Origin of the sequence: Nitrospirillum guaranorum, assembly GCF_034653275.1 — a bacterium.
Lineage (GTDB): Bacteria > Pseudomonadota > Alphaproteobacteria > Azospirillales > Azospirillaceae > Nitrospirillum.
The window spans coordinates 2,389,696-2,415,366 of sequence record NZ_JAYEES010000003.1 but is presented as its reverse complement, the minus strand read 5'-3'; the positions used below and the strand labels follow the sequence as shown (position 1 = coordinate 2,415,366).

Sequence of the window (25,671 nt, the reverse complement as noted above, 5' to 3'; positions counted from 1 at the left end):
ACATAAATCTATGACTAAGCAGGAACCCGGCTGGGAACTCTACCGCTCCTTCCTGGCGGTGCTGCGTGAGGGCAGCCTGTCGGCGGCGGGGCGCGTGCTGGGGCTGACCCAGCCCAGCGTCGGCCGTCATGTGGAGGAGTTGGAACGCGCGCTGGGCGCCGCCCTCTTCACCCGCTCCCCCCAGGGGCTCACCCCCACCGCCACCGCGCTGGAACTGCGCGGCCATGCCGAGGTGATGGCCGCCGCCGCCGCCGCGCTGCTGCGCACGGCGTCGGGGCCGGCGGATGAGGTGGCGGGCAGTGTGCGGGTGACCGCCAGTGAGGTGATGGGGGTGGAGGTGCTGCCCCCCATCCTGGCGGACTTCCGCCGCGATCACCCCAAGGTGGCGATCGAGGTGTCGCTGTCGAACGAGATGGAGGATGTGCTGCGCCGTGACGCCGACATCGCCGTCCGCATGGTGCGGCCCACGCAGGGCGCGCTGGTGGCCCGCCACCTGGGCGTGATCCCCCTGGGCCTGCACGCCCACTGCCGTTACCTGGAATGGGCCGGGACGCCCACCTCGATGGAAGACGTGGGGCGGCACAGTCTTATTGGTTTCGATACCGAAACGGCGGCCATCCGGGCGCTGCGCGCCCAGGGGATTTACTATGGCCGGGACCGCTTCGCCTTCCGCGCCGACAGCGACGTGGCGCAGCTGGCCGCCATCCGCGCCGGCATCGGCATTGGCATCTGCCAGCTGGGGCTGGCCCGGCGCGACCCGGATCTGGTGCACCTGCTGCCCGGCGCCCTGCGCATCACCCTCGACACCTGGCTGGTCATGCATCCGGATCTGAAGTCCAGCCGCCGGGTGCGCCTGCTGTACGACCATCTGGCCCTAGGCCTGGCGGCCTACATCCGGACCGGGCAATGAGCCTGCGCGCCAAGGCTTACCGCCAACCTGCGGCGTCAAGTCCCGGCGCCGCCGCCGCGCCATGAAAGGATCGGCATTGCCAGCGGTGTCAGGTTGGAAGAAAACTGCGGGCGCTAACATACGCCTTCTAATTCAAGGGTAGGACTTCCCCATGAAGCTGCTGCGTTACGGCCCGGTGGGCCAGGAGAAACCCGGCCTGCTGGACGCCGCCGGCCAGATCCGCGACCTGTCGGGCCATGTGGCCGACATCGGTCCCGCCCAGCTGTCGGCTGAGGGCCTGGCCGCCCTGGCGGCGCTGGACATCGCCAGTCTGCCGGTGGTGTCCGGCAGCCCGCGCCTGGGCGTGCCCTACACCGGCATCGCCAAGTTCCTGGCCGTGGGCCTGAACTACGCCGACCACGCCGCCGAATCCAACCTGCCCCTGCCCAAGGAGCCGGTGCTGTTCACCAAGGCCATCAGCTGCCTGAACGGCCCCAACGACGACGTCGTGCTGCCTAAGGACAGCGTGAAAAGCGACTGGGAGGTGGAGCTGGGCATCGTCATCGGCAAGACCGCCCGCTACGTTGATGAGGCCGACGCCCTGGGCCACGTGGCCGGCTACGTCCTGGTCAACGACGTGTCGGAGCGTGAGTACCAGATCGAGCGCGGCGGCACCTGGGACAAGGGCAAGGGCTGCGACACCTTCGGCCCCGTCGGCCCCTGGCTGGTGACGGCGGACGAGATCGCCGACCCGCAGAACATCGATCTGTGGCTGGACGTGAACGGCGCCCGCCGCCAGACGGGCAACACCAACACCATGATCTTCGGCGTGGCGACGCTGGTCAGCTACATCAGCCGCTTCATCACCCTGCAGCCGGGAGACCTGATCACCACCGGCACCCCGCCGGGCGTGGGCATGGGCGTGAAGCCGGAGCCGGTGTACCTGAAGGCCGGCGACGTCATGCGCCTGGGCTCCGACCTGCTGGGCACGCAGCAGCAGACGGTCGTGGCCTGGCGCCGCTAAGCCTTTCGGGCCGATCAGTGGTAAAACGGGGGACGGGGAAATCTGTCCCCCGTTTCTTTTTGGAGCCCCTGTCCTTGGGGAAAGACCGCATGCGCATCCTGGTCACCGGTTCCTCCGGCCCGCTGGGCGCCGCCATCGTGCGCCGGGGGCTGGCGCGCGGTTGGGCGATGACGGGGCTGGACATCCGGGCGGAAACCACCACCGCCATCCTGGCCGATGTGGCGGATGATGACGCGCTGGCACGGGCCCTTGAGGGCCAGGACGCGGTCATCCATGTGGCGGCCCTGCACGCGCCCCAGGTGGGCCAGGTGCCGGATGCCGATTTTCACCGCGTGAATGTCCAGGCGACGGCGGCGCTGCTGCGCCTGGCGGCCGAGGCCGGGGTGGGGCGCGTCGTCTACACCTCCACCACCTCCCTCTACGGTCACAGCCTGGTGCCGCCGCCGGGCGGCCTGGTCTGGGTGGACGAGGACACGCCCGTCCGGCCACGCGACATCTATGACCAGACCAAGCGGGCGGCCGAGGACCTGTGCGTCCAGGCTGGGTCCGTCTTTCCCCGGGGCCTGGCCGTCCTGCGCATCGCCCGCTGCTTCCGCGAGGCCCCGCCCGCGCGCGCCGCCTACCGCCTGCACCGGGGGCTCAGCATGGCCGACGCGGCGGCGGCCCATGTGCACGCGGCGGCGGGGACCGTCTCCGGCACCTTCGTCATCTCCGCCCTCACCCCCTTCCGGCGGGAGGAGGCGGGGGCGCTGGCCACGGACGCGGCGGGCCTGATCCGCGCCCGCCTGCCTCGGGTGGCGGCCCTTTTCGACCGCCGGGGCTGGGCCCTGCCGGCTCGGCTGGACCGCGTCTACGATGCCGGCCGTGCCGCCGCCGTGCTGGGCTTCCGCCCGCGCTTCGACTTCTCGCGGCTCTGAGCGCTTACCAGATCCGCACCCTGTCTTCCGGCCGCAGATAGAGGGGGGCGCCCGGCCCCACGCCAAAGGCCTGGTACCAGCCGTCGACGTTGCGCACGGCCTGGTTCACGCGGCAGCCGTCCGGGGTGTGGGGATCGTTGGCGACATCGTTGCGCAGGGCTTCCGGCCGGCGCTTGCCCCGGCGCAGCTGCGCGAACGCCAGGAAGAAGCGCTGGTCGCCCGTCAGGCCGTTGACGACGGGCGCCTCCCCCTCGGCCAGGGCGGCGTGATAGGCCTCGAACGCTAGTTGCAGGCCGCCCACGTCGGCCAGATTTTCCCCCAGGGTCAGGCGGCCATCGACCGTCAGCCCGGGCGCCACCTGGCAGGCGCCGTATAGGCCGACCAGGCGGTCGGCCAGCGCCGTGAAGCGGGCCGTGTCCGCCTTGGTCCACCAATCGCGGGCGTGGCCCGCCGCGTCGAACAGGCGGCCTTGGTCGTCGAAGGCATGGGTCAGCTCGTGCCCGATGATGGCCCCGATGCCGCCGTAAATGACCGCCAGATCGGCCTTGGCGTCAAAGGCGGGCGGCTGCAGCAGGGCGGCCGTGAACACCACCGTCAGGGCTGCGCCGTCATTATAGGCGTTCACCGTCTGTGGCGTGATGGCCCAAGCCTGCGGGTCCACCGGCAGTGCCAGCCGGCGCCGGTCCCGCGCCCAGGCGAAGGCCGTGGCCCGCACCACGTCGCCGTACAGGTCGTCCCGGCGCATGACCAGGCCGTCGTACCGGTCGCCCGTGGCCGGCGCGCCGATCAGGACGCGGTAGGCGTCGACCTTGCGCGTCGCCTCGGCCTTGGCCTGTCCCGACATCCAGGCGGAGGCGGCGATGCGCGTCTTCACCGTGGCCTTGAGCCGATCGACCAACGCGGCCAGCGTGGCTTGCGCCTGCCGGTCGAACCAGCGCGCGGTGTAAAGCCGCCCCACCGCGTCGCCCAGGGCGCCACGGCTGTGGGCCATGTCCTTCCAGCCGCCGCCCGACACCTGGGCCAGGGCCTGGCGCCAGCGGGGCGGTGGCGCCTGCTTGCCCTCCACCGTGCGGCCATGCAGGTCGAACCAGGCGTCCGCATACTCCTTGGCCAGGAACGGCGCCGCGTTGTCCACCAGGTGAAAGGCGGCCCAGGCGCGCAGCACCGGCAGGGGCGTGACGGCGAACAGGTGCGCCAGGGCCGGCACGGCGGTGCGTTCCACCACGACGATGCGGTCCGCCCCGCCCAATCCGGCGGCGGCCAGATAGTCCGCCCAGGGGAAACCGGGCGCCCCGCGCGCCAGCTGCGCCGGCGTCATGGGGTTGTAGATGGCCCGTTCGTCCCGCTGCTGCGCCGGGGTCCAGCTGGCGGTGGCGATTTTCGTCTCCAGCGCCAGGATGTCCTCGGCCCGCGAGTCCGCCTGCGGCCATCCCGCCAGGGTCAACAGCCGCGCGATGTAGGCGCGATAGGCCGCGCGACGGGGCGCGTTGCCGGCCTCGGTGTAAAAGGCCCGGTCCAGGCCACCCAGCCCGCCCTGGCCCAGGTACAGGGCGTGGCGCGAGGCGTCGCGGCTGTCGCGATCCACCGACAGCTGGAACCAGGAGCCGTGCAGGCTGGCGGTGGCCTGGCCCATCACCTCCGCCAGCGCGGTGCGGGTGGCGGCCAGGCGCAGCCGCATCAGGTCGGCGTGCAGGGGCCGCCCGCCCAGCGACTGCGCCCGCGCCTCATCCATGAAGGCGGCATAGTAGGCGCCCACCTGCGCCGTCTCGCCGTCCGCCGGCGCCCCGGCCTGGGCGGCGGCCTCCAGCAGCTCATGCACCCGGGCCTCGGCGGTTTCGGTCAGCTGGGTGGCGGTGGAATAGCCGGGGCGGTCCGGCGCTATGGCCACCTCGTCCAGCCAGCCGCCATTGGCGTGGCGGAAGAAATCCTGGCCCGGGTCGACCTCCGGCGCGCCGCCCGGCCAGGGCGATGGCCGGGCGACCGCCGCTGCGGGCATCGCCATGAGCAGGCAGAGGACAAGGACGGGAAGGCGCATCGGCTGCCACCACCGGCGGGAAGGGGACACCATTCTAACGGGGTTCTACCCCTCCGCCGCCATCTCGATCACGTCGGCGGCATCGTCCAGGCCCCGGCGGCGGGCGGCCTCGGCCGGTGTTTGGCCCAGGGGGTTGCGGAAGGTGGGGTCGGCGCCGAAGGACAGCAGCAGTTCCGCCACCTCCACCGCCGTCTCCGGATCGTCCGGCAGGCGGAACAGGGCGGGCTCGCCCGGCCGGTCCTGGCGGTTGGAGCGGTCAGGCTCCTCGGTCAGCAATTCCCGCAGCCGGTCGACCTTGCCGGCGAGGCATAGTCCGCGGAAATTGCGGCTGTGCCCGGCCAGGAAGTCCACCATGTCCCACTGCCCATGATAGAGGGCGTGGGTGAGGGGGCTGCCGCCATAGCGCCCGTCGAAGGGATCGACCTCCGCGCCCCGGGCGATCAGCAGCCGCGCCACCTCCACCGCGCCGGCATGGGCGGCGAAATGCAGGGCGCGGCAGTTGTGGTCGTCGGCCACGTCGGGCGACATGCCCAGATCCAGCAGGGCCGCCACCATGTCGGCGCGGCCGGTGTTGAGGGCGACCTTCACCGGGGCGATGGAGCGTAGGAACTCCGGATGCGCCTGGGCCAGCCGGCGCAGGGCGGCGGTGTCGCCCGTGGCGACGGCGGTCACGAACGCCTCGTCCTCGGTCAGCTGCGGACGCGCCGCGCCGTGGCGCACCAGCAGGTCCACCATGTCGGCGTGGCCACCCATGACGGCATGCTTCATGACCGGCTGGCGGGAGTAGAAGTTGACGTCGTCGGCCTTGGCGCCATGCTCCAGCAGCCATTCCGCGCGGCGCGGGTGGTCGCTGGCCACCGCGTTGCCCAGCAAATAGGCGACGGCGCTACGGGACTTTTCCCCGCCCAGGGCCTCGGGCGCGGGGCCGGTCCACTTGGACGTCTCTCCCCGCCGGGCCGATTCCGCCCACAGGAACTCCAGCCAGAAGGTGGAATCCTCCCGCAGCGAGGTGTTGTACAGGGCCTGGGCCGCCAGCGGGTCGGCGCCGCGGTCGATCAGCAGGCGGGCGAAGGCCTCGGCCTGAGGGTGGGGGGCCTGGCCGCCTTCACCGTCGCCGATGACCCCGACCAGGGGCGTGAACTCGGGACTGTTCGACCAGCCGGCGTCCGGGTCGGCGCCGGCGTCCAGCAGCAGGGTGGCGATGGCCAGCGCGTCGGTCTCCAGGGCGGCCTCCAGGGGCAGGCGGGCATAGGCCAAGTGGGCCAGGGGCGTCCAGCCATCAAAATCGCTGCGATCGCGCGCCAGTCCGGGGTCCTTGGCCAGGAAGGCGCGCACCGCGTCCAGGTCATGCGCCACCACGGCGGTGTGGATGCTGGCCCGTGCGATCTCCGGATGCCGCGCCAGCAGGCGGGCGGCCACGATGCCCCGGTTGCCGCCATCGCGCTCATAGTCGCCCCATTTCCGGGTGGCGGGATCGGTGCCGTAGCGGTTGACCGCCTTCTCCAGGAACAGGCGGACGCGCTCCTCCAGGGTTCGGGCGCGGTCGGTCACCTCCTGCGTCAGGGCGGCCCAGGTGGGAAAGCCATGCTCGCGCGCCAGGGCGTGCTGCACCTCGCGCAGCTTGGGCGCCGTGGCATGACCGGGGAACACCATGAGGAAGCGCGCGACGGCGTCGGCCTCACCGGCGCCGATCGCCTTCAGCCAGCGCTTGGCCTCGCGGCGCAGGCCGTCGACGGTGGTGCGGGTCCCCAAGGTGCGGGATGACGGGGTGTGAGAAGACATGGAATGACCTTCCTTCCGAATATCGCCCGATGTCCGCTTCATGGGGCCGGAAGAAGGGATATGTGAGATACGGTCGAAACCGACTGGGTGGAGGCCAGGCCCCCTTGCCGCGGACAGGTGGCGCCCCAATGCGCACTGGCATTGAGAAGACGTCGAACGCCGCCGGATGTCAACGGTTCGTCAGGCCGACAGGATCTGCAAACCACGCCGCTTCGCTGCGGCGATCAAGGCGGCATCACAGGAAGCCAAAGGGAATCCCCGCCGCATAGCCAGTTCAAGGTAGGCGGCGTCATACAGGGTCAAATCCTCTTCTCGTGCCAGTCGCCGGGTGGTGCGCCACGCATGGCGGTCGGTTTCTTCGTCGCTTTGAATGGCCATGCGACCTAGCCGGGTAAGCGACCGGTCGACATACGCTTCATCACATCGGCCTCGTCTGACGGCATTCCTCAGAACATTGGCGACCTCGAGCCGCCATAGGGCGGGAACAAAGGCGCCTTCGGTAACCACGCGCAGCATTACCGTATGTGCTGATGCCGTACGCTCATCGTCAAAGAGCCACGCGATGGCCATGGAAGCGTCCAGGACGACGCTCATTCCCTTCTGCCCTCGTCGAGCAACTCCCGTATCGATGTGGAACCCAATGAGTGGTGGCGGCTTTCGGCCATGATTTCGGCCGCGGCCGCCGCCGCGTCTTCCCGGGCTCGGATGTGGTTGGCTTGGCGGCGTATGATCAGATCGCCATCTTGAATCTCCACGTCCACCTTCTCGCCATCCATCAGGCCGGTGACACGCGCCACGTCCATGGGCACACGGATGGCGAGGTTCTTTCCCCATTTGCCGATGATGCTGTGGGACATGGTGCAACTCCTTCTGGAATAGCCTGGCATATCCCCTGAAGGGCCGCAATGTGGAGCAAGTTTCCGAGCGCCGTCGCGGCGACAAGCCATACGGCGCGATAACTTTATTACAAGTGCTGAATTGAAAGCCGTTTGGCTGGGGGACTTGGATTCGAACCAAGGTTGACGGAGTCAGAGTCCGTAGTCCTACCGCTAGACGATCCCCCAGCAGGACGGGCCGCGATGGCGCCTGGATGGGCGCCGGTGCTCAGGCAAGCGGAGCTGTCGCGGAAGAAATTGGCTGGGGGACTTGGATTCGAACCAAGGTTGACGGAGTCAGAGTCCGTAGTCCTACCGCTAGACGATCCCCCAGCAGAACGAACGCGGCGGCGCTTGCCTCCATGTCCGTCGGACGGCGCGGCTTATAACACCCCTCTTTGGGGATGTGTAGCCCTTTCTTGGAATTTTTTTGACGGTGCGGTCAGGGGGCGGCGCCTGGGAACGGTGGGGCGAAACAGCGATGCAAGGCCCATCCATGGTCGAATTGCGGGGCGCAGACGCGTGCGCGAGGGTGGTGGTGCGGCGGCGCTCTCATAGTCTAGAGTAATACCCGTGTGCCGCAGCGGCGCCGGGGCGCCCCCGAAGACCATCCGGTCCAGGGCGGCTGACCGGGTGCCGGCTTTGCGGCGATGATGCCCCCGAGGGGGCGTACCTGGTGGCCGTGCCTGACGGGCGTGTCCGCCGGGTGTGACGGAAAAGGCTGGTTCGGCGATGAGTGAGACGGGCGTTCAGCCCCTGCCGGAAACCCGCGCCCCCCGGGGCGCTGGTCCGGGTGAGCCTGTGCGGCGGCCGGTTCTGGCCGCGTTGGACCTTGGCACCAACAACTGCCGCCTGTTGATCGCCCGCCCCGGGCGGGAGGGCTTTCGCATCATCGACGCCTTCTCCCGCATCGTGCGGCTGGGGGAGGGGCTCAGCCGCACCAACGCCCTGTCGGACGAGGCCATGGCCCGCACCGTGGCGGCCCTGAAGATCTGCGGCAACAAGATGCGCCGGCGCGGCGTCACCGACGTGCGCGCCGTGGCGACGGAGGCCTGCCGCCGCGCCGCCAACTGCGGCACCTTCATCGACCGCGTGGCGGAAGAGACCGGCATCCGCATCGAGATCATCACGGCGGAGGAGGAGGCGCGGCTGGCGCTGGCCGGTTGCGCCGCCCTGCTGAACCGCCGCATCCCCCGCGCCCTGGTGTTCGACATCGGCGGCGGCTCCACCGAGATCATGTGGCTGTCCTTCAACCGGGGCCGGCCCACCCTGATCGACCAGGTTTCCGTGCCCCAGGGCGTCGTCAGCCTGACGGAGACCTTCGGCGGCGACCGCGTGCTGCCCGAGGCCTATCGCGGCATGGTGGACACGGTGGGCGCCGCGCTGGCCGACTTCGACGCCCGCAACGACATCCGGCGCGAGGTCGCGGCCGGCCGGGTGCAGATGCTGGGCACCTCCGGCACCGTCACCACCCTGGCCGGTATCCGCCTGGGCCTGACCCGCTATGACCGGTCGCAGGTCGACGGTTCCTGGCTGGGCCTGGAGGAGGCGCGGGCCATCAGCAAGTCGCTGCTGTGCCTCGATTATGCAGGCCGCTCCGCCCATCCCTGCATCGGCCATGACCGGGCCGACCTGGTCATCGCCGGCTGCGCCGTGCTGGAGGCCATCTGGGAACGCTGGCCGGTGGAGAATTTGCGCATCGCCGACCGGGGTGTGCGCGAGGGGATCCTGACGGAGCTCATGGCCGCCACGCGCGGACGCGGTTAGTTCATGGCCGCCAAGCGCGGCCGGGGCTGAGGTTTCGCTTGCCTTTGGGCGTGGTGGCACCAATATGCGCCGCTTCGAATCGATGCCGAGAGATGACGGGGCCGTGGGCCCGGTCCGCCAAACCGGGTGTTCACCATGACCAAGTCCAAAGGTTCCGGCAGCCAGCTCAGCGGTCGCGGCCTGACCGTGCGCGTGAAGACGGCGGCCAAGCGCTCCGTCTCCTCGGCCCGCTGGCTGGAGCGCCAGCTGAACGATCCGTATGTGGCGGAGGCCAAGAAGCGTGGCTATCGCTCACGCGCGGCCTTCAAGCTGCTGCAGCTGGATGAGAAGTACCACCTGCTCAAGCCCGGCACCCGCGTGGTGGATCTGGGTGCCGCCCCCGGCGGCTGGACCCAGGTGGCGGTGGAGAAGGTGCGCGGCGCCAAGGTCGTGGGCCTGGACATCCTGGGCATGGAGGACGTGCCCGGCGCCATCACCATGCAGATGGACTTCCTGTTGCCCGAGGCGCCGGACCAGCTGAAGGCGGCCCTGGGCGGCCCCGCCGACGTGGTGCTGTCCGACATGGCGGCCCCCACCACCGGCCATCCCAAGACCGACCATTTGCGCATCATGGCCCTGGCCGACGCGGCCTACGCCTTCGCGGCCGAGGTGCTGGCCCCCGGCGGCGCCTTCGTGGCCAAGCTGTTCCAGGGCGGGGCGGAACGCAGCCTGCTGGACCTGCTGAAGCGCGACTTCGCCGTGGTCCGCCACGCCAAGCCGCCGGCCAGCCGGGCCGACAGCTCGGAAACCTATGTCGTCGCCACCGGCTTCCGTGGCACGACCACCCGGCGGGACGATGACGCCGCCGAGGGTGACGAGGACTGAATCCCTACCCTTTCCACCCTGTGAGGGGTGAGGCTAACGCAGGCCTGCCATCGCGGATTTGACCCATATCTGGTGGGTTCACAACCGACGGCCCGCGTGTATAGTGCATCGAACCTTAAGCCCTGGATGACGCGGCCGGCCCCATGTGTGGGGGCGGACGGGTCGTCCCATACCCGTATCTGACGCCCGGGCCCGCCTACGTCCCATGGCCGGCCCGCCTAGGGAGATGGTTCATGACCCGTGCGCTCCAAATCCGCGAAGCCCTGACCTTCGACGACGTCTTGCTGGAGCCCGCGGCGTCCAGCGTGATGCCGGCCGAGGTGGATACCCGCACGCGGCTGACCAAGACCATCGAACTGGGCATCCCCCTGATGTCCGCCGCCATGGACACCGTGACGGAATCGGCCTTGGCCATCGCCATGGCCCAGGCCGGCGGCATGGGCGTGATCCACCGCAACATGGATATCGAGCGCCAGGCCGAGGAAGTGCGCCGGGTGAAGCGTTTCGAGTCCGGCATGGTGGTGAACCCCATCACCATCGCCGCCGACGCCACCCTGGCCGATGCCCTGGGCCTGATGGCCCGCTACCGCATCTCCGGCATTCCGGTGGTGGAGAACGGCGCCGCCGGCAAGTTGGTGGGCATCCTGACCAACCGCGACGTGCGCTTCGCCACCAACCCGCACCAGCCCGTGTCCGAGTTGATGACCCACCAGAACCTGGTGACGGTGCGCGAGGGCGTGGGCAAGGACGAGGCCAAGCGCCTGCTGCACACCCACCGCATTGAAAAGCTGCTGGTGGTGGACGACAGCTACCGCTGCATCGGCCTGATCACGGTGAAGGACATCGAGAAGGCGCAGTCGCACCCCAACGCCTGCAAGGATGAGAAGGGCCGCCTGCGCGTGGCCGCCGCCACCGGCACCGGCCCGGACGGCCTGGCCCGCGCTGAAGCGTTGTTCGACGCTGGCGTTGACGTCCTGGTGGTCGACACCGCCCATGGCCACTCCAGCAAGGTGGCCGACCAGGTGCGCGCCGCCCGCGCCCTGTCGAATTACACCCAGGTCATCGCCGGCAACGTCGCCACCGGTGACGCCGCCCGCGCCCTGATCGACGCCGGCGCGGACGCCATCAAGGTGGGCATCGGCCCAGGCAGCATCTGCACCACCCGCATCGTCGCCGGCGTGGGCGTGCCACAGCTGACCGCCGTGATGGACGTGGTGGACGCGTGCCGTGAGCGCGGCATTCCCGTCATCGCCGACGGCGGCATCAAGTATTCCGGCGACCTGGCCAAGGCCATCGCCGCCGGCGCCGACGTTGCCATGCTGGGCAGCATGTTCGCCGGCACGGACGAAAGCCCGGGCGAGGTCATCCTGTACCAGGGCCGCAGCTACAAGAGCTATCGCGGCATGGGCTCGGTGGGCGCCATGGCCCGCGGCTCCGCCGACCGCTACTTCCAGGCCGAGGTCACCAACACCCTGAAGCTGGTGCCCGAGGGCGTGGAAGGCCGCGTGCCGTACAAGGGCCCCGTGGGCAGCGTCATCCACCAACTGGTGGGCGGCCTGCGCGCGGCCATGGGCTACACCGGCAACGCCACCCTGCCGGAGATGCAGCAGAACTGCCGCTTCGTGCGCATCACCAACGCGGGCCTGCGCGAAAGCCACGTCCACGACATCCAGATCACCAACGAGTCGCCGAACTACCGTCCGGGTTGATTTCGGACGGCGTTTCTGCCCGCCCGCTCCACAGCGGCATGAGACCTTCATGCCGCTGTAGGCTGCGACCGCAGCCGCCGGAGGTTTCCGGGGAGCGTAGCGGACTGGAAACCGAGGATGAGCCAAGGGCCGGATGGCCCGCCGGCGTTTGAGGAAAATGTCGTAGGCTGCGACTGCGGCCGCCGGAAGTTTCCGGGGGAGCGAAGCGGACTGGAAACTGAGGATAAGCCAAGGGCGCGGATGCGCCCGCCGGCGTTTGAGGCATTAAGAAAGTACACCATGACCCCGACCGCCCGCCTGCAGGCGGCCATCGACCTTCTCACGGAAGTCCTGGCCACGCCGCGCCCCGCCGATGCCGTGGCCAGCGCCTTTTTCCGCGCGCGCCGCTATATCGGCGCCAAGGACCGCACCGACGTGGCGGAGAAGGTCTACGGCATCCTGCGCCGCTGGGCCCGCCTGCACTGGTGGCTGAACCGTGCCGGTTATGGTGGTGAGGGCCAGCCGGCGGTGGACGCGCGCGCCCTGCTGATCGCCGATGAGCTGCTGACCCGGGGCCGCGGCGCGTCTTCGGTGGCGGAGCATTTCAACGGCGGCAAGTTCGCGCCGGCGCCGCTGGAGGCGCACGAGCGCGCCTTGATCCAGGCGCTGGAGACCCACACGCTGGACCATCCGCAGCAGCCGGACGCCGTGGTGGCGGAGGTGCCGGACTGGGCGGCGGATACCCTGCGCAACGCCCTGGGTGATCGTTTCGTGCCGGAGATGCAGGCCATGCTGGGGGCGGCCCCCATGGACCTGCGCGTGAACCCGGTGAAGGGCACGCGTGAGCAGGCGCTGGCGGCCTTGGCCAAGGCCGGCGTGCAGGCGGAGCCCACGCGCATTTCCGCCCTGGGCATCCGGGTGCGCAACCGCTTCCCCATCGCCACGCTGAAGGCCTTCCAGGACGGCCTGCTGGAAATCCAGGACGAGGGCTCGCAACTGGTGGCCTTCGCCGCCAACCCGCAGCCGGGCCAGCAGGTGGTGGATTTCTGCGCCGGCGCCGGCGGCAAGACGCTGGCCATCGCCGCCATGATGAACAACAAGGGCCGGGTCGTCGCCTGCGACGTGCTGGACGGCCGGCTGAAGCGCGCGCAGGAGCGGTTCCGCCGGGCCGGCCTGCACAATATCGAGACGCGGCCCATCAAGTCCGCCCGTGACCCCTGGGTGAAGCGGCACAAGGGCCGCTTCGACCGCGTGGTGGTGGACGCGCCCTGCAGCGGCACCGGCACCTGGCGCCGCAACCCCGACGCCCGCTGGCGCCAGCTAGGCCCGGGCCTGTCGGAGCTGCTGCCCTTGCAGGCCGAAATCCTGGACAGCGCCGCCCGCCTCGTGCGGCCCGGCGGCCGCCTGGTTTATGCCACCTGCTCCCTGTTGCCGGAGGAGAACCAGGACCAGGTGGCGGGCTTCCTGGCCAGCCATCCGGACTTCACCCTGCTGCCCATCACCGAGGCGTGGCCCACGGGCATGGGCACCCCCCCCAGCACCAACGGCATGCTGTCGCTGTCGCCGGCCCGCCATGACACCGACGGCTTCTTCGCCGCCGTCATGGTGCGCAAGGAGGCAGCCGCCGCGGCCGCCGCTGACGAGCCGGAGGCGGAAGAGGCTGGCGAGGACGCCGCCGAGGCCTGACGCCCGGCCGATCCTGGCCTGTCCGCACCATCCATGTTCCGTTTGGGTTCCGTTTGGCGCGTCCCCCTCTGGCGGGGCGCGCGCTTCTGCGGCAGGATGGTGGGGACGGTAACGGGAACGAGGGGCGGCCCATGGCTCACGGTCCGGCGGAAATCGGTTTGGTGCGGCCTGCCACGGTGGCGGACGCCGCGGCCATCGCCCGCGTCCATGTCGCCAGCTGGCGCACGACCTATCCGGGGCAATTGCCCGACGATTACCTGGTGGGCCTGTCGCCCGAGGCGCATGCCGCGCGCTGGCGCGGCCTGTTGGCCGGGCGCCAGCGCCGCACCTTCGTGGCCATGGGGGAGAACATCGCCGCCGACGGCTTGCCGGCCACAGGCGTGGTGGGCTTCGCCACCTGCGGCCCCCAGCGCACCGAGATGCGGGGGTATGAGGGCGAGTTCTACGCCATCTACCTTTATGACCACGCCCAGAACCAGGGCCACGGCCGCCGCCTGATGGCCGCCATGGCGACCGAGCTGCTGAGGTCCGGCATGCGCTCGGCCTGCGTCTGGGTGCTGCGCGACAACCCCGCCCGCTGGTTCTATGAGCGTCTGGGCGGCAGCCGCCTGGCCGAGCAGCCCATCACCTTCGCCGGCGCCCGCCTGACCGAGGTCGCCTACGGCTGGCTGGACCTGGCCCCCCTGGCGCGGCTGTCATCCTACAGCGAGGGGTGAGGGGCTTTCGTTCGTGTCGGGCGCCGGTGGGGCATCCATTGCCGCGCGTTCTCAGTTTCGCCGCAAGACGATGAAATGCACCGCCCGCCGCACGCGGAAGCCCAGCTTCTCATAGACCCGCTTGGCGCCCTCGTTCTCCGTCTTCACGTGCAGGAAGGGCGTCTCGCCCTCCGCGACGATGCCGGCGGCCACGGCGCCGACCAGGGCCAGGGCTAGACCCCGGCCGCGAAAATCCGGGTCGGTGCAGACGGCGCTGACCTCGCGCAGGCCCGGCAGGCGCATGCGCTGGCCGGTCATGGCCATCAGCCGCCCATCGTCGCCGCGCAGGCCGAAATAGGCGCCCATGCGGATGGTGCCGTCCAGAAAGGGTCCGGGCTCCGTCCGCTTGGCCAGGTCGACCATGTCGGGCACGTCGTCCGTCGTCAGGCGGATCAGGGAAACCGTGGGCTGGGGCGTCAGGGTCTCGCACACCATCTGGTCGACCTCCCGCGCGCGCAGCACCTGCCAGTCTCTGGTTGGCCAATCTGTGGCGGAAATGTCCAACGCCACCGGGCTGACCACGCCGACGCCCCGGCCCGACGGCACCAGGGCGGCCAGATCGGCCAGCGCCGCCGCCGTGGGTTCGGCCAAGCCGGCGAGGGGGGAGATGTCGTCCTGGTAGCGGGCGGCCAGGCCGCGCACCTGGCCCAGGGGCCGATGCGCCGAGGTCACCGCGTTCCAGACGGGGTTGTCGAGCAGGGTCAGGTCGGCCACGGCGGGGTTCCCCATCAGTTTCGCTATGGATGGGGATAGTCTCGCCAAGACGCAAGGGCCTGTTGCTAATTCATAGGCGCGGCCTTCCTTCGGCACGGCCTCGATCACCCCGGTCCTCCTGGCTGACTTCGGTATCGGAGCTGCCGGGTGAGGGACATTAGCTCAAATTCCGGCCGGCCCGTTCTCCCGCGTTCGGCGCGGGGGCCCCTTGCCTGTCCGGCGCTTGCCGTGCCGGGGTGCCTTGGACTAGCGTGCGGCCACCCTCGCAACCCCCAATGATAGGGATAAGCCCATGGCCACAGAGACGACGTCCGATCGGGTCCTCATTCTCGATTTCGGGTCGCAGGTGACCCAGCTCATCGCCCGGCGGGTGCGCGAGGCGGGGGTGTACTGCGAGATCCACCCCTATTCCATGACCGAGGCGGCCATCCAGGCCTATGGGCCCAAGGCCATCATCCTGTCGGGCAGCCCGGCGTCGGTGACGGAAGAGGGCAGCCCCCGCGCGCCCGGCATCGTCTTCACCAAGGGCGTGCCCGTGCTGGGCATCTGCTACGGCCAGCAGACGATGTGTGAGCAGCTGGGCGGCAAGGTCGAGCCGGGCGAGACGCGGGAGTTCGGCCGCGCCTTCGTCGACGTGAAGGAGCCCTGCGCCCTGTTCGAGGGCGTGTGGCAGGTGGGGGCCCGCGAGCAGGTGTGGATGAGCCATGGCGACCGCGTCGCCAAGCTGCCCGAGGGCTTCCGCATCGTGGCGACCAGCGAGGGCGCGCCCTACGCCATCATCGCCGACGACACCCGCCGCTTCTACGCCGTGCAGTTCCATCCCGAGGTGGTGCACACCCCGCATGGCGACGCGCTGATCCGCAACTTCCTGTTCTCCGTCTCCGGCCTGTCGGGCAGCTGGACCATGGCCGCCTTCAAGGCCCAGGCCATCGAGAAGATCCGCGCCCAGGTGGGCACCGGCAAGGTCATCTGCGGCCTGTCCGGCGGTGTCGACAGCTCCGTCGCCGCCGTGCTGATCCATGAGGCCATCGGCGACCAGCTGACCTGCATCTTCGTCGACACCGGCCTGATGCGCGCCGGTGAGGCGGACGAGGTGGTGACGCTGTTCCGCGACCACTACAACATCCCACTGGTGCATGTGGACGCGGCCGACCTGTTCCTGGGCAAGTTGGCCGGCGTCAGCGACCCGGAGGTGAAGCGCAAGACCATCGGCGCCACCTTCATCGAGATCTTCGATGCCGAGGCCAAGAAGATCGGCGGCGCCGGCTTCCTGGCCCAGGGCACGCTCTATCCCGACGTGATCGAAAGCGTCAGCTTCACCGGCGGCCCCAGCGTCACCATCAAGTCACACCACAATGTGGGCGGCCTGCCGGAACGCATGAATCTGAAGCTGGTGGAACCGCTGCGCGAGCTGTTCAAGGATGAGGTGCGGCGCCTGGGCGTGGAGCTGGGCCTGCCCAAGGCCTTCATCGGCCGCCACCCCTTCCCGGGCCCGGGCCTGGCCATCCGCATCCCCGGCGAGATCACGCCCGAGAAGCTGGAGATCCTGCGCAAGGCCGACACGGTCTACCTGGAGGAAATCCGCAACGCCGGCCTGTACGACGTCATCTGGCAGGCCTTCGCCGTGCTGCTGCCCGTGCGCACCGTCGGCGTGATGGGCGACGGCCGCTCCTACGACTACGCCTGCGCCCTGCGCGCCGTCACCTCGGTCGACGGCATGACCGCCGACTACTACCCCTTCAGCCACGAGTTCCTGGGCCGCGTGGCCACCCGCATCATCAACGAGGTGCGCGGCATCAACCGCGTGACCTACGACATCACCAGCAAGCCGCCGGGCACTATCGAGTGGGAATGATTTTTGCCTATCCGGGCGTATCCGAAACTACGCTAGAGTACGGCATAACCCACTGATAAAAATAAATTTTCCTACCGTGATCTATCGATGTCTATCGGTGGGCAGAGATCGGAGCCGGCGGCCCCGTTGACGGCCCTTGGTCATATTGATCGTGGCGAAATTTGGAAGTACCGTCAGGAGAGATGAGGCTCCTGACGGTACTTTTTTTTACGCTAAGCTGCTGACAATACGCAGACTTTTCCGACGAGAGCCCCCCAAAACCGCGTGACGGTACTTTTTGGAGGTGGCGTAGCATGTTGACGGATGCAGCGATCAAGGCGCTGAAACCTAAAGAGAAAATGTACAAGGTGACGGATCGCGACGGCATGTATGTGCGGGTCGCACCGTCAGGCGCCCTCTCGTTCAGGCTGGACTATCGGCTGAATGGGCGGCGCGAGACGGTCTACCTGGGCAAATACGGGCGAGACGGAATCTCGCTGGCACGGGCCCGGGAGCTCTGCCTGGATGCGAAGCGAGCGATCAGCGAGGGCCGGTCGCCAGCCATTGAGAAGCAGCGCGAAAAGCGTCGTATCAAGGAAGCGAAGAGCTTCGGCGAGTTCGGCGAAAAATGGCTGGTGAATGCACCGATGGCGGACAGCACCCGAGCGATGCGTCGCTCCATTTTCGAGCGTGAGCTACTGCCAGTCTGGCGCAACCGCCTTCTCACGGAGATCACGCCAGACGATCTTCGCGCCCAATGCGGTAAGATCGTTGATCGCGGCGCGCCGGCGACGGCGATCCATGTCCGGGATATCCTGAAGCAGATCTATGGCTTCGCGATCTTGCATGGCGAGAAGGTTGCCAATCCGGCCGATGACGTAGGCCCCGCATCGATCGCGACATTCACGCCAAAGGATCGGTCTCTATCGCCGGCCGAAATCCGGGTGATGCTGAAAGAGTTGGAAAAGGTAGCCACGCTGCCGACGATTCGCCTAGGGATGCGGCTGTTCCTGTTGACGATGGTGCGCAAGAGCGAATTGCAGGACGCGGTATGGGATGAGGTCGACTTCGAAAACGCCGTTTGGACGATTCCTAAGGAGCGCATGAAGCGGTCGAAGGCGCACAACGTCTATCTGTGTCGCCAAACTCTCGACATCATGATTGCGCTCAAGACCTGCGCCGGCAACTCGCGGTATCTGCTGCCCTCGCGCTATGACGCCGATGCTCCAATGTCTCGAGCGACATTCAACCGCGTCACCTATTCGGTTGTGGAGCAGGCTAAGCAAGATGGGCTGCCGCTCGAACCGTTCACGGTCCACGATCTGCGGCGAACAGGATCGACCCTGTTGAACGAGTTAGGTTTCAATCGAGACTGGATCGAGAAATGCTTGGCGCACGAGGACGGGCGCTCCTCGCGCGGTGTTTACAACAAGGCGGAATATGAGGTGCAGCGCCGCCATATGATGCAGGAGTGGGCCGATATCGTTGACGCCTGGGTAGAGGGTAGGAAGCATGTGCCAACGCTCTTGCCGCCAGCTATGCCCTTGATGGAGCTTGATCCCGCCCTTTGACTGGACGGGATTTGCGCTTGGTAACGTCGGGGTGTTGAGCGCGACGGATCGGAGCAGTCCGCCGTGCCGTCAGCCAAGCCTCGACTTCGGCGAGGTCCCACACGATGCAACGTGGCGAGAGTGCAAAGCGTTGGGGGAATTCGCCACGCTGCTCCATCTCATAGATCGTGCTGTCAGCCAGCGGCACCATCTCACGCAACTGATGGCGTCTGATGGTTTTTCGGATAGTTACCTGTTGGTCGTACCTCATGCTCTATCTCCTTCGCATTATCGGCGATAGAGAACGATAGAGGCCGGAGCTGGAAGCCCTTTCGGATGGGCGTGCGGCAATTTCGGGCTGTAGCGTACACATCGGCGGGGCACTCGTTCCCAAGGTGCCGCGAGCAAGTCGCCAGCTATGTTCAATCAGGCTGAACCACAGACGAGTCTCGCCAACTGTTCAATCACGATTTAGCCACCTAATGCATGCTACTTCTCGTAGCCCGCCGGCAACTCGACGCCTACCAATCTGCGAGGCGATCTTATCTGCCTTATCTGCGTCCGCTTCCTTCGCCGGATTGTAGTCCACTATGCTGAGATCCGTCAGTGCGTCGACCGAGAAGGTTGGGTGCTATTTTGGTCCAACGGCGGTCTGAGTCACAGCGGTGCCTACGTGTTGATGCCGATGCGATTAATCAGGATGGCCCCCATAACGAGGTGGACGAGATGATCCGCCCGTGGCGTGAATGATGGCTGATCGACCGCCCAGCCGATAGCCGTCATCAGGGCAAACAGGTCATCCCCGTTCATGTCGACGCGCGCGGTACCTTCGGCCTGTGCACGGTGAAGTAACCGCGCACTCGCTGAATGCACGGCTGCGCATGAAGCATAAAGAGCGGAGTCCGGGTTCGTGTGGGCGCCCGCCATCATCGTGACAACGCCCCGATAGCCTCGGGCGAATGCAATCCATTCACGAAACCAGGACAGAAGCGCGTCAGGCGAATTCGACCTTTCAAGTTCGTCCGCCCTCTGCGTCAGTGCGTCCAGGTCCGTACATACCAGTGCTTCGAACAATGCTTCTCGGGTTGGGAAATGGCGCAACAGCGTAGCCAACCCGACCTCAGCGCGGCGGGCAATGTCACGCATCGACACGTCGCTACCGTGCTCGGCCACAGCCTCGCGCGCGATTGTGAGGATATGGCTGTAATTTTTTCTGGCGTCGGCTCGCATGGGCACTCTTGATAATTGGACCACTGATCCGTATATGTGGATCACTGATCCAAATGATTCGGATCACTGATCCACAAGATATAGAGCGTGTGTGTGCCAATGGAAATAGAGACGCCCAATACAAGCGTTGTCAGCATCATCGGATCAGGCGGGATGGCCTCCGCCATCGGCGGCCTTGCTGCTAAGGCCGGGCACACCGTCGAGGTGATGAGCCGCGATCCGTCCAAGGCGCAGGCGCTGGCCGATCGGATCGGAGCCCGCGCGACGATCGGAACATTCGGCGCCGGCCCGGCCGGGGACATCGTCGTTCTGGCAGTTCCCTATTTAGCCGTTCTGGACGTGATGAAACATTACGGCGAAGGGCTGGCTGACAAGCTCCTGGTGGACATCACCAACCCCATCAAATCCGATTTCTCGGGCTTCCTGTTCCCCAAAAGCAGTTTCGGCGCGCAGGAGATCGCCAAGGCGGCCCCCCCGGGTGCGGAAGTCGTCAAAGCCTTCAACACGGTACCTTCGCAGGCCCTGGCTGTCGGCTCGGTCGGGGGCCATGCGTTGGACGTGTTCATCGCTGGAGACGCCCCACAAGCGAAGGCGCGCGTTTCGGCGTTCGCTGAGAGTCTGGGACTGCGCCCAATGGATGTCGGACCGCTGACCACGGCGTGGACGCTAGAGCACGCCTGCATGTTGTGGCTGGGCCTTATGACCCACTCCATCAAGCACGCCAACTTCTCGATCGGTGTCAGCCTTCCCGGCTGACCAAACCCCGTCCCATTTCTCACTCTGCCTAAAAGGAACAATGAATATGCGCGTTTTCGTCACTGGTGGGACCGGCCACATCGGTCCGTACATCATCTCAGATCTCATCGCAGCCGGCCATGAAGTCACCGCCCTGGTCCGGTCGGACACGGCGGCGGCGGCGGTGTCTGCCCAAGGCGCTAAGGTACGTCGCGGGGATATTTCGGACCTCGATGGGCTTAAGGCGGCGGCGGAGGAGTCCGATGGCGTCATTCACGTCGCGCACCGGCAAGACCTGCTCCCGTCCGGCGGCCTGAACGCCGTCGCCGCTGCGGAAACCGAGATCATGCTCGCATATGGCGACGCGCTGGCCGACACAGGAAAGCCGCTGGTCGTGTCGGGAAGCATTGGCTCGCCTGGCTGGGAAGGCCTGGGCAGGCCAGCCACTGAGGAAGATCCGGCCCTTCCGGGCGGGGATCGGTACAAGGGCACTCTGCGAGTCCGCAATATCGTAGAAACAACTGTAATCGGCCTCGCGGAGCGGGGCGTGCGATCCTCGGTCGTTCGGATTTCTCCTATTGCGCACAGCACGACCGACAATGCCGGCTTTCTCCCGGTGCTGATCGGGCTGGCGAAGGAGAAGGGCGTTGTCGGCTATCCCGGCGACGGCACGAACCTGTGGCCGGCAGTGCATAGTCGTGACCTCGCCTCCCTGTTCCGCTTGGCCTTGGAGAAGGGGCCGGCCGGTAGAGCGTGGCACGGGGTCGAGGGCGACGGTATCGAGTTCCGCGAGATCGCCGAGGCCATCGGCACCCGTCTGGGAGTGCCCGCCGTCAGCATTCCCTTAGATGTGCTGATGCTGCCGGGATACTTCGGATTCCTCGCGAATTTGGTCACGCTGGACCTTCCGGCGTCCAACCTCATCACCCGCCAAACGCTTGGCTGGGAGCCCACACAACCCCGCCTGCTCGCCGATCTGGACAACAGCCATTACTTCCCCGCCGCCTGATGGGCTGTCGGGTGCGCCAGGTCATCACGACCTCGGCGAAACCACAAACACGAGGATAGAGCATATGAGTACTATCAGCATCATCGGATCAGGAGGCATGGCCGCTGCGATCGCCGGCCGCTCCGCCAAGGCGGGACACGCTGTCGAGGTAATCGGCCGCGACACGGCCAAGGCTAAGGCCCTGGCCGACAAGCTTGGCTCTGGAGCGAGGACAGGGACGTATGGCGCGGTGCCCGCTGGCGATATTGTCATCCTTGCTGTGCCGTACTCCAGCGCGGCAGCGGTGGTGGCCGACTACGGCGGCGCACTCGGCGGCAAAGTGATCATCGACATCACTAACTCGGCCGCCCCCGACCTCTCGGGCCTCCTCACCCCCGATGGCAGTTCCGGCGCACAGGAAATCGCCAAGGGCCTTCCCGGGGGCACCCAAGTTGTAAAGGCGTTCAACACCATCTTCGGGCACGTCCTTGCCAAGGGCGGGCGCCTGGATGCCTTCTTCGCGGCCGACGACGCAAAGGTGAAAGAGCGCGTTTCGACCTTTCTGGAAAGCCTCGGGCTGCGTCCGCTGGATGTCGGCGGCCTCCACATGGCGCAGTCGCTCGAAGCTCTCGGCCTGATGATGATCAGTCTGGCGAAGAACGGCGCCGGCACTTGGGACTTCGCCATGCGAGTCGACGTCGGCTGATTGTAGCGGCGCCATGGCCATTACGACGGACAAGCCAAGAAATGACTGACAACGAGAAAATCATCCGAGAACTCTACGCTGCGGCAGAGGGGCTAGGCACGGACCCGAAGAAGTTCGTCTCCATGTTCTCCGACGACGGATACATGCGAGATGTTCCTTCCAGCGTTGAGTTTCGTGGCGAGGCGATCGGCGAGTCCATCGCCGGTTTTGCAAAGGCTTTTCCAGACGTCCACCGCGAGTTGCTTAGCATCTACGTCGCGGGAGAAGTCATCGTTGTCGAACTCGCAACTCGGGGTATGCACAAGGGCGAACTAGCCCTTGCCTCGGGAACTCTAGCCCCTACCGGCAAGGTGATAGACGTCCCGACTTGTGATGTCTTTCACTGCGCAGGCGGGAACGTCATATCGTTTCATTGCTACAACATGGTTTCTGTAATGCAAAAGCAGCTTGGTGTCGGCTGACGCCAACACCAAGCGGTAGCCATAAATAATAAGGAGATGCCCGATGAGCATTGAAGAGAATGTTCAAACGGTAAAAGACTTCTTCGCCGCGATCGGCCGCGGCGATAGGGAGGGTTTGCTGGCGCTGGTAGCCAACGACATCGAGTGGATCATTCCAGGCGAGGATTGGCCGTTGGCCGGCACGCACCGCGGCCGCGCGGGACTGACGAATTTGCTTGAGACGGCATCAAAGGCGATGGAAACGTCCGCAGAACCGCGCGAATACGTGGCGCAGGGAAACCGAGTTCTTGTCATCGGCTTTGCCACCGGAAAAGTTAAGGCCACTAACAAGACGTTCGAGGACCATTGGGCCTGGGCTATCACTATTCGAGATGGCAAGGTGAAGAACATCCGAGAGTATATCGATACGCAAGCGTTGGCGCGGGCCTCGGAGATGCGGGCTGACTCCGCCCCATAACCGAGGGATGCGACGCGGCAATTCGCGATGTCGTCCAAGTCCGAAAACGTCCAGGCGAAATCCATCCGGTGTTACAAGGCGCCGTCCGTGATGGCTAGCCTTCATGAGGATCGAGTGTCTCCGCCGATCTCGAGAAGGAATCGATAGTGCCGGACATCGCCTTTGATCTGCGTTACTTGCGTTATGCGCTTCTCGCTGCAGAGTATGGTAGCTTCCGGCGCACCGCAGAAATGCTCTCGGTGTCACAGTCTACTGTCAGTCGGCGCATCCAGATACTGGAGCGGCGAATTGGCATGCCGCTGTTTGAAAGGCATGGCTCAGGCGCGCGGGTGACGCCTGCCGGCGAACGCTTCCTAAGGGACGCGGCAATCGGCGCTAAGCATCTTAACCAAGCCGTGGATATAGCCGCTCAGGTCAAACGCGGATCGACAGGAATGATCCGCGTCGGGTTAACAGCCTGCCTTGCCAACGGGTTTCTCGCCGAACTGATCGCGGATTACCATCGTCGATTTCCCGGCATTGAAGTTCGTTTCGAGGAAGGAACGACTGAAACAAGCATCAGTGGCCTGCTTAATGGAAGGCTCGACGTAGCCTTCACGCTTGCCTCTCTACAATTGCCGGGGTGCCGAGCTGAGAGGCTGTGGGATGAGAAAGTCTATGTCGCCGTTCCTGCGTGGCACGCAATTGCTTCCTTGAAGGAGGTCACGTGGGACGATGTTGGACAAGAGTCGTTTGTTGTGACGGCAGACGCTGGAGGTCCCGACATCGAAGATTATCTGGTAAGGCAATTAACAGGCTCAGGAGTTCGCCCGAGGATTTCGGTACAGCATATCAGTTGCGATAATTTGCTGGGAATGGTTGCGCAGGGATTTGGAGCAACTCTCGCCACAAGCCCGGCCGGCGGTACCATCCATCCCGGCGTTCGATTTGTCCCGATCGCTGAAAGATGCAATACGTTCTCGTTCAGCGCCGTCTGGTCATCGGGCAATCAGAATCCCGCGCTTAAGTTCTTGATAAAAATGGGTCTTGAGCGACGCATGAAGACAAGATGCTGAAATAGTACAAACAGGCCGTTGTTTGCAGCCTGAAGACTCAGGCGTCGTCAAGAGCGTTGGCGTCGCGCCTTCGCAAAGCCGCGGTCGGTGACGATGAAACGCTGTACCATCGGTGCTATGAGTTTCGCTGGATCGGAGACCGGTTGTCCCGTCTCACGGGCTAGGACCTCGGCGTAGGCGACAAGATCCCGGTGCAGCGCCGCAGGCAACTCGACTGCCACCTTGATCGGCTTGTCGTCGGCGATTGCACCGAGCTTGAGTTTGGTCATCTCAGCCTCCGTAGGGTTCGAGAATTAGGTCGTGGGTGACGATGACACGGACGGGGAAACCTGGTCGGATCGTCAAGGTCGGCGCGATGTTGAGCTGGCGGCGAATGATCTGTTGCCCTGCGTCGTTGAACGTGTCTTGGCCGCCGTTTCGGATCGCCTGGATCAGCCGGTCGTCGTCATTGGTGGCGAGTTCGGCGCCGACGCTGAGCAGCGTCGAGAGGCCGGCTGTACAGAGATGGTTATCCCCTGACAGTCGCCCCCTCTGGTGAGGTTATCAGGCGGCGGGTTTGAGGTCGGCTTCGGGCGCCTCCTTCTGTGGCTTGGGGATACCGTCGCGGAAGGCCTGGAGGGGTGTTCTGCCCTTCATGCCGCGCCCCTGATGGGGCCGCTTGGTATTGTAGACGACCAGGTATTGGTCGAGCACGACCTGCATCTCTTCGATGGTGTCGAACCAGGTGCGGCGGCCTTCGACGCGGAAGTGCTCATCCAGCAGCGTGCGGTGCAGGCGCTCGACGATGCCATTGGATTGCGGGCGTTTGACCTTGGTCCGCTTGTGCTCGATGCCTTCCAGTTGAAGGAACAGTTCGTAGGGGTGCTGGTCCTCGCGGCCACAGAACTCGCGGCCGTTGTCGCTAAGCACGGCCTCGACGGTGGCGTCCTCGGCCTCGAAGGTGGGCAGCACGTCGTTATTCAGGGTCTGGACAGCGGTCAACGGCAACTTGTTGGCGTAGAGCCTGGCCCAGGCATGACGGCTGTGGCAGTCGATGGCGGTCTGCAGGTAGACCTTGCCCACACCCTTGAGGACGCCGACGAAGAAGGTGTCCACGGCCACCAGGGCGCCGGTGTGGGGCGCTTCGATGTGCCGTTCCCGGAACTCTGGGCTGAAGCGTTCCAGCAGGCGGATTTGCTCGTCCGAGAGGGTCAGCCTGCGCTCCGCCGTGCTCTTCTCCAGGCGCAGCAGTCGGTCGTGCTTGGTCAGCAGGTTGTGGCGCTGCCACACGCCACGCACGCCGCCGGATGATACCTGGATGTTCCGCATGGCCAGTTCCTGGGCCACCCGCAGAGGGCCGTGGCAGGGATGGGCCAGGGCATGGTCCAGCACCGCCGTTTCCACCTCCGCCGGCACGCGGTTGGGATGGGGGCCGCGCGGGCCGGGCAGACGGTCGATCAGGCCATCGGCGCCAAAGGTCTGGTAGTTCCGGCGGATCTCATAAAATTGCTGTCGGCTGTAGCCCATTACCTTGCAGGCTTTGCTGACGTTGCCGAGGTCGGACGCAAGTTCAAGCAGGCTCAGCTTACGGCGTGCTACCTTCTGTGCCGTGGTCATGTCGTTCTCCGGTCTTTGGGTTGATGTTGCTCGCAACTCCATCAAACCCTACCAGAGGTGGCA

26 protein-coding genes and 2 tRNA genes are annotated in these 25,671 nt (G+C 66.5%); 16 read left to right on the top strand and 12 right to left on the bottom strand.

Annotated features, from left to right (window positions below; translation table 11 throughout):
• Positions 1-10: 10 nt before the first annotated feature.
• The 3 genes from UAJ10_RS20060 to UAJ10_RS20050 all read left to right on the top strand — a co-directional run bounded on the left by UAJ10_RS20060 (position 11) and on the right by UAJ10_RS20050 (position 2,830).
• Positions 11-910: a LysR family transcriptional regulator gene (locus UAJ10_RS20060; RefSeq protein WP_322916995.1), complete on the top strand. Its 900-nt coding sequence runs from the start codon at positions 11-13 to the stop codon at positions 908-910.
• 151 nt (positions 911-1,061) lie between these two features.
• Entirely contained in the window at positions 1,062-1,913 is an 852-nt protein-coding gene (locus UAJ10_RS20055; RefSeq protein ID WP_322916994.1) for a 2,4-didehydro-3-deoxy-L-rhamnonate hydrolase, read from the top strand.
• Positions 1,914-2,002: 89 nt separating this feature from the next.
• Entirely contained in the window at positions 2,003-2,830 is an 828-nt protein-coding gene (locus UAJ10_RS20050; RefSeq protein WP_322916993.1) for an NAD-dependent epimerase/dehydratase family protein, read from the top strand.
• Positions 2,831-2,834: 4 nt separating this feature from the next.
• Here UAJ10_RS20050 and UAJ10_RS20045 read toward each other — a convergent pair whose 3' ends face one another.
• The 6 genes from UAJ10_RS20045 to UAJ10_RS20020 form a co-directional block, all read right to left on the bottom strand.
• Entirely contained in the window at positions 2,835-4,865 is a 2,031-nt protein-coding gene (locus tag UAJ10_RS20045) for a M13 family metallopeptidase (RefSeq protein WP_322916992.1), read from the bottom strand.
• Between the two features lie 45 nt (positions 4,866-4,910).
• Complete coding sequence (locus UAJ10_RS20040) at positions 4,911-6,647, bottom strand: ankyrin repeat domain-containing protein (protein WP_322916991.1); 1,737 nt, start codon at positions 6,645-6,647, stop codon at positions 4,911-4,913.
• Positions 6,648-6,827: 180 nt separating this feature from the next.
• Positions 6,828-7,241, bottom strand: a complete 414-nt coding sequence (locus UAJ10_RS20035) for a type II toxin-antitoxin system VapC family toxin (protein WP_322916990.1) — start codon at positions 7,239-7,241, stop codon at positions 6,828-6,830.
• A complete protein-coding gene (locus tag UAJ10_RS20030; RefSeq protein ID WP_322916989.1) occupies positions 7,238-7,504 on the bottom strand; it encodes an AbrB/MazE/SpoVT family DNA-binding domain-containing protein in 267 nt (88 codons plus the stop codon). Before UAJ10_RS20030 ends, UAJ10_RS20035 begins: the two co-directional genes overlap by 4 nt.
• A gap of 133 nt (positions 7,505-7,637) precedes the next feature.
• Positions 7,638-7,711, bottom strand: a tRNA-Gln gene (locus tag UAJ10_RS20025).
• Positions 7,712-7,781: 70 nt separating this feature from the next.
• Positions 7,782-7,855: transfer RNA gene (locus UAJ10_RS20020), tRNA-Gln, on the bottom strand.
• 399 nt (positions 7,856-8,254) lie between these two features.
• Here UAJ10_RS20020 and UAJ10_RS20015 point away from each other — a divergent pair.
• The 5 genes from UAJ10_RS20015 to UAJ10_RS19995 all read left to right on the top strand — a co-directional run bounded on the left by UAJ10_RS20015 (position 8,255) and on the right by UAJ10_RS19995 (position 14,243).
• Positions 8,255-9,289 carry a Ppx/GppA phosphatase family protein gene (locus UAJ10_RS20015; RefSeq protein WP_322916988.1) on the top strand — a complete coding sequence of 345 codons (1,035 nt, stop codon included), beginning with the start codon at positions 8,255-8,257 and terminating at the stop codon, positions 9,287-9,289.
• 135 nt (positions 9,290-9,424) lie between these two features.
• On the top strand, positions 9,425-10,153 hold the full coding sequence (locus UAJ10_RS20010) for an RlmE family RNA methyltransferase (RefSeq protein ID WP_322916987.1): 729 nt from the start codon (positions 9,425-9,427) through the stop codon (positions 10,151-10,153).
• 233 nt (positions 10,154-10,386) lie between these two features.
• Positions 10,387-11,862 (top strand): IMP dehydrogenase, encoded by a 1,476-nt coding sequence (gene guaB / locus UAJ10_RS20005; RefSeq protein WP_322916986.1) that lies wholly within the window; start codon positions 10,387-10,389, stop codon positions 11,860-11,862.
• A gap of 279 nt (positions 11,863-12,141) precedes the next feature.
• Positions 12,142-13,527 (top strand): RsmB/NOP family class I SAM-dependent RNA methyltransferase, encoded by a 1,386-nt coding sequence (locus UAJ10_RS20000; RefSeq protein WP_322916985.1) that lies wholly within the window; start codon positions 12,142-12,144, stop codon positions 13,525-13,527.
• Positions 13,528-13,658: 131 nt separating this feature from the next.
• Entirely contained in the window at positions 13,659-14,243 is a 585-nt protein-coding gene (locus UAJ10_RS19995; protein WP_322916984.1) for a GNAT family N-acetyltransferase, read from the top strand.
• A gap of 51 nt (positions 14,244-14,294) precedes the next feature.
• On the opposite strand, the gene UAJ10_RS19990 is transcribed toward UAJ10_RS19995, so the two are convergent.
• Complete coding sequence (locus tag UAJ10_RS19990; protein WP_322916983.1) at positions 14,295-15,011, bottom strand: GNAT family N-acetyltransferase; 717 nt, start codon at positions 15,009-15,011, stop codon at positions 14,295-14,297.
• Positions 15,012-15,288: 277 nt separating this feature from the next.
• Here UAJ10_RS19990 and guaA point away from each other — a divergent pair, with 277 nt between their 5' ends.
• Positions 15,289-16,851 carry a glutamine-hydrolyzing GMP synthase gene (guaA, locus tag UAJ10_RS19985; RefSeq protein ID WP_322916982.1) on the top strand — a complete coding sequence of 521 codons (1,563 nt, stop codon included), beginning with the start codon at positions 15,289-15,291 and terminating at the stop codon, positions 16,849-16,851.
• Between the two features lie 293 nt (positions 16,852-17,144).
• Positions 17,145-18,401, top strand: a complete 1,257-nt coding sequence (locus tag UAJ10_RS19980; protein WP_322916981.1) for a tyrosine-type recombinase/integrase — start codon at positions 17,145-17,147, stop codon at positions 18,399-18,401.
• On the opposite strand, the gene UAJ10_RS19975 is transcribed toward UAJ10_RS19980, so the two are convergent.
• Both UAJ10_RS19975 and UAJ10_RS19970 read right to left on the bottom strand, forming a co-directional pair.
• Positions 18,367-18,651: a helix-turn-helix transcriptional regulator gene (locus UAJ10_RS19975; protein WP_081797723.1), complete on the bottom strand. Its 285-nt coding sequence runs from the start codon at positions 18,649-18,651 to the stop codon at positions 18,367-18,369. The genes UAJ10_RS19980 and UAJ10_RS19975 overlap by 35 nt on opposite strands.
• A 398-nt stretch (positions 18,652-19,049) precedes the next feature.
• Positions 19,050-19,610, bottom strand: a complete 561-nt coding sequence (locus tag UAJ10_RS19970) for a TetR/AcrR family transcriptional regulator (protein WP_322916980.1) — start codon at positions 19,608-19,610, stop codon at positions 19,050-19,052.
• Positions 19,611-19,709: 99 nt separating this feature from the next.
• Here UAJ10_RS19970 and UAJ10_RS19965 point away from each other — a divergent pair, with 99 nt between their 5' ends.
• From UAJ10_RS19965 to UAJ10_RS19940, 6 genes are all read left to right on the top strand, one after another.
• Positions 19,710-20,366, top strand: coding sequence for an NADPH-dependent F420 reductase (locus UAJ10_RS19965; RefSeq protein WP_322916979.1), 657 nt, complete (start codon positions 19,710-19,712; stop codon positions 20,364-20,366).
• Positions 20,367-20,412: 46 nt separating this feature from the next.
• Complete coding sequence (locus tag UAJ10_RS19960) at positions 20,413-21,354, top strand: SDR family oxidoreductase (RefSeq protein WP_322916978.1); 942 nt, start codon at positions 20,413-20,415, stop codon at positions 21,352-21,354.
• 64 nt (positions 21,355-21,418) lie between these two features.
• The gene (locus UAJ10_RS19955) at positions 21,419-22,039 is read left to right on the top strand and encodes an NADPH-dependent F420 reductase (protein ID WP_322916977.1); all 621 of its coding nucleotides are present in this window, start codon (positions 21,419-21,421) and stop codon (positions 22,037-22,039) included.
• Positions 22,040-22,080: 41 nt separating this feature from the next.
• Entirely contained in the window at positions 22,081-22,500 is a 420-nt protein-coding gene (locus UAJ10_RS19950) for a nuclear transport factor 2 family protein (RefSeq protein ID WP_322916976.1), read from the top strand.
• Between the two features lie 43 nt (positions 22,501-22,543).
• The gene (locus UAJ10_RS19945; RefSeq protein ID WP_322916975.1) at positions 22,544-22,957 is read left to right on the top strand and encodes a nuclear transport factor 2 family protein; all 414 of its coding nucleotides are present in this window, start codon (positions 22,544-22,546) and stop codon (positions 22,955-22,957) included.
• A 146-nt stretch (positions 22,958-23,103) separates the two neighbouring features.
• Positions 23,104-24,012: a LysR family transcriptional regulator gene (locus UAJ10_RS19940; RefSeq protein WP_322916973.1), complete on the top strand. Its 909-nt coding sequence runs from the start codon at positions 23,104-23,106 to the stop codon at positions 24,010-24,012.
• Positions 24,013-24,059: 47 nt separating this feature from the next.
• On the opposite strand, the gene UAJ10_RS19935 is transcribed toward UAJ10_RS19940, so the two are convergent.
• The 3 genes from UAJ10_RS19935 to UAJ10_RS19925 all read right to left on the bottom strand — a co-directional run bounded on the left by UAJ10_RS19935 (position 24,060) and on the right by UAJ10_RS19925 (position 25,608).
• On the bottom strand, positions 24,060-24,281 hold the full coding sequence (locus UAJ10_RS19935; RefSeq protein ID WP_322916972.1) for a DUF2274 domain-containing protein: 222 nt from the start codon (positions 24,279-24,281) through the stop codon (positions 24,060-24,062).
• A 1-nt stretch (position 24,282) separates the two neighbouring features.
• Entirely contained in the window at positions 24,283-24,492 is a 210-nt protein-coding gene (locus tag UAJ10_RS19930; protein ID WP_463667868.1) for a TrbI/VirB10 family protein, read from the bottom strand.
• Positions 24,493-24,555: 63 nt separating this feature from the next.
• Complete coding sequence (locus UAJ10_RS19925; protein WP_322914931.1) at positions 24,556-25,608, bottom strand: IS481 family transposase; 1,053 nt, start codon at positions 25,606-25,608, stop codon at positions 24,556-24,558.
• Positions 25,609-25,671 lie beyond the last annotated feature (63 nt).

Bases quoted from the DNA above. Each gene is read 5' to 3' on its own strand.
- UAJ10_RS20060 (WP_322916995.1), top strand. From the start codon at position 11: ATGACTAAGCAGGAACCCGGCTGGGAACTCTACCGCTCCTTCCTGGCG.
- UAJ10_RS20055 (WP_322916994.1), top strand. From the start codon at position 1,062: ATGAAGCTGCTGCGTTACGGCCCGGTGGGCCAGGAGAAACCCGGCCTG.
- UAJ10_RS20050 (WP_322916993.1), top strand. From the start codon at position 2,003: ATGCGCATCCTGGTCACCGGTTCCTCCGGCCCGCTGGGCGCCGCCATC.
- UAJ10_RS20045 (WP_322916992.1), bottom strand. From the start codon at position 4,865: ATGCGCCTTCCCGTCCTTGTCCTCTGCCTGCTCATGGCGATGCCCGCA.
- UAJ10_RS20040 (WP_322916991.1), bottom strand. From the start codon at position 6,647: ATGTCTTCTCACACCCCGTCATCCCGCACCTTGGGGACCCGCACCACC.
- UAJ10_RS20035 (WP_322916990.1), bottom strand. From the start codon at position 7,241: ATGAGCGTCGTCCTGGACGCTTCCATGGCCATCGCGTGGCTCTTTGAC.
- UAJ10_RS20030 (WP_322916989.1), bottom strand. From the start codon at position 7,504: ATGTCCCACAGCATCATCGGCAAATGGGGAAAGAACCTCGCCATCCGT.
- UAJ10_RS20015 (WP_322916988.1), top strand. From the start codon at position 8,255: ATGAGTGAGACGGGCGTTCAGCCCCTGCCGGAAACCCGCGCCCCCCGG.
- UAJ10_RS20010 (WP_322916987.1), top strand. From the start codon at position 9,425: ATGACCAAGTCCAAAGGTTCCGGCAGCCAGCTCAGCGGTCGCGGCCTG.
- guaB (WP_322916986.1), top strand. From the start codon at position 10,387: ATGACCCGTGCGCTCCAAATCCGCGAAGCCCTGACCTTCGACGACGTC.
- UAJ10_RS20000 (WP_322916985.1), top strand. From the start codon at position 12,142: ATGACCCCGACCGCCCGCCTGCAGGCGGCCATCGACCTTCTCACGGAA.
- UAJ10_RS19995 (WP_322916984.1), top strand. From the start codon at position 13,659: ATGGCTCACGGTCCGGCGGAAATCGGTTTGGTGCGGCCTGCCACGGTG.
- UAJ10_RS19990 (WP_322916983.1), bottom strand. From the start codon at position 15,011: ATGGGGAACCCCGCCGTGGCCGACCTGACCCTGCTCGACAACCCCGTC.
- guaA (WP_322916982.1), top strand. From the start codon at position 15,289: ATGGCCACAGAGACGACGTCCGATCGGGTCCTCATTCTCGATTTCGGG.
- UAJ10_RS19980 (WP_322916981.1), top strand. From the start codon at position 17,145: ATGTTGACGGATGCAGCGATCAAGGCGCTGAAACCTAAAGAGAAAATG.
- UAJ10_RS19975 (WP_081797723.1), bottom strand. From the start codon at position 18,651: ATGAGGTACGACCAACAGGTAACTATCCGAAAAACCATCAGACGCCAT.
- UAJ10_RS19970 (WP_322916980.1), bottom strand. From the start codon at position 19,610: ATGCGAGCCGACGCCAGAAAAAATTACAGCCATATCCTCACAATCGCG.
- UAJ10_RS19965 (WP_322916979.1), top strand. From the start codon at position 19,710: ATGGAAATAGAGACGCCCAATACAAGCGTTGTCAGCATCATCGGATCA.
- UAJ10_RS19960 (WP_322916978.1), top strand. From the start codon at position 20,413: ATGCGCGTTTTCGTCACTGGTGGGACCGGCCACATCGGTCCGTACATC.
- UAJ10_RS19955 (WP_322916977.1), top strand. From the start codon at position 21,419: ATGAGTACTATCAGCATCATCGGATCAGGAGGCATGGCCGCTGCGATC.
- UAJ10_RS19950 (WP_322916976.1), top strand. From the start codon at position 22,081: ATGACTGACAACGAGAAAATCATCCGAGAACTCTACGCTGCGGCAGAG.
- UAJ10_RS19945 (WP_322916975.1), top strand. From the start codon at position 22,544: ATGAGCATTGAAGAGAATGTTCAAACGGTAAAAGACTTCTTCGCCGCG.
- UAJ10_RS19935 (WP_322916972.1), bottom strand. From the start codon at position 24,281: ATGACCAAACTCAAGCTCGGTGCAATCGCCGACGACAAGCCGATCAAG.
- UAJ10_RS19925 (WP_322914931.1), bottom strand. From the start codon at position 25,608: ATGACCACGGCACAGAAGGTAGCACGCCGTAAGCTGAGCCTGCTTGAA.